Origin of the sequence: Streptomyces sp. NPDC017940, assembly GCF_044328435.1 — a bacterium.
Taxonomy (GTDB): domain Bacteria; phylum Actinomycetota; class Actinomycetes; order Streptomycetales; family Streptomycetaceae; genus Streptomyces.
The window spans coordinates 1-1,859 of sequence record NZ_JBIRHJ010000028.1; the positions used below are offsets into that span (position 1 = coordinate 1).

The window sequence follows — 1,859 nt, forward strand, 5'->3', positions numbered from 1 at the left end:
GATGGGTAGGGGAGCGTCGTGTGCCGGGTGAAGCTGCGCCGGAAGGCAGTGGTGGACGGTTCACGAGTGAGAATGCAGGCATGAGTAGCGATACATACGTGAGAAACGTGTGCGCCGATTGACTAAGGGTTCCTGGGTCAAGCTGATCTGCCCAGGGTAAGTCGGGACCTAAGGCGAGGCCGACAGGCGTAGTCGATGGATAACCGGTTGATATTCCGGTACCCGCTGTGAAGCGTCAAACATTGAATCCAGTGATGCTAAGGCCGTGAAGCCGTTCCGGACCCTTCGGGGAAAGGAAAGTGGTGGAGCCGCCGGCCCAAGTTGGTAGTAGGTGAGTGATGGGGTGACGCAGGAAGGTAGTCCAGCCCGGGCGGTGGTTGTCCCGGGGTAAGGGTGTAGCCCGAGTGATAGGTAAATCCGTCGCTCATGGAGGGTGAGACCTGATGCCGAGCCGATTGTGGTGAAGTGGATGATCCTATGCTGTCGAGAAAAGCCTCTAGCGAGTTTCATGGCGGCCCGTACCCTAAACCGACTCAGGTGGTCAGGTAGAGAATACCGAGGCGTTCGGGTGAACTATGGTTAAGGAACTCGGCAAAATGCCCCCGTAACTTCGGGAGAAGGGGGGCCACATCCGGTGATGACACTTGCTGTCTGAGCTGGGGGTGGCCGCAGAGACCAGCGAGAAGCGACTGTTTACTAAAAACACAGGTCCGTGCGAAGCCGTAAGGCGATGTATACGGACTGACGCCTGCCCGGTGCTGGAACGTTAAGGGGACCGGTTAGTGCGCTTTCGGGCGTGCGAAGCTGAGAACTTAAGCGCCAGTAAACGGCGGTGGTAACTATAACCATCCTAAGGTAGCGAAATTCCTTGTCGGGTAAGTTCCGACCTGCACGAATGGCGTAACGACTTCTCGACTGTCTCAACCATAGGCCCGGTGAAATTGCACTACGAGTAAAGATGCTCGTTTCGCGCAGCAGGACGGAAAGACCCCGGGACCTTTACTACAGTTTGATATTGGTGTTCGGTTCGGCTTGTGTAGGATAGGTGGGAGACTGTGAAGCATGCACGCCAGTGTGTGTGGAGTCGCCGTTGAAATACCACTCTGGTCGTGCTGGATGTCTAACCTGGGTCCGTGATCCGGATCAGGGACAGTGTCTGATGGGTAGTTTAACTGGGGCGGTTGCCTCCTAAAGAGTAACGGAGGCGCCCAAAGGTTCCCTCAGCCTGGTTGGTAATCAGGTGTTGAGTGTAAGTGCACAAGGGAGCTTGACTGTGAGACTGACGGGTCGAGCAGGGACGAAAGTCGGGACTAGTGATCCGGCGGTGGCTTGTGGAAGCGCCGTCGCTCAACGGATAAAAGGTACCCCGGGGATAACAGGCTGATCTTCCCCAAGAGTCCATATCGACGGGATGGTTTGGCACCTCGATGTCGGCTCGTCGCATCCTGGGGCTGGAGTCGGTCCCAAGGGTTGGGCTGTTCGCCCATTAAAGCGGTACGCGAGCTGGGTTTAGAACGTCGTGAGACAGTTCGGTCCCTATCCGCTGTGCGCGTAGGAGTCTTGAGAAGGGCTGTCCCTAGTACGAGAGGACCGGGACGGACGAACCTCTGGTGTGCCAGTTGTCCTGCCAAGGGCATGGCTGGTTGGCTACGTTCGGAAAGGATAACCGCTGAAAGCATCTAAGCGGGAAGCCTGCTTCGAGATGAGGACTCCCACCCCCTTTGAGGGGTTAAGGCTCCCAGTAGACGACTGGGTTGATAGGCCAGATATGGAAGGCGGGCAACCGCTGGAGTTGACTGGTACTAATAGGCCGAGGGCTTGTCCTCAGTTGCTCGCGTCCACTGTGTTGGTTCTGAAAC

General features: G+C 56.8%; 1 rRNA gene. It reads left to right on the forward strand.

Annotation, left to right across the window (positions count from 1 at the left end):
* Window positions 1-1,826 (forward strand): 23S ribosomal RNA (locus tag ACH4DX_RS35700); the annotation flags it as partial.
* Between the last annotated feature and the right edge of the window lie 33 nt (window positions 1,827-1,859).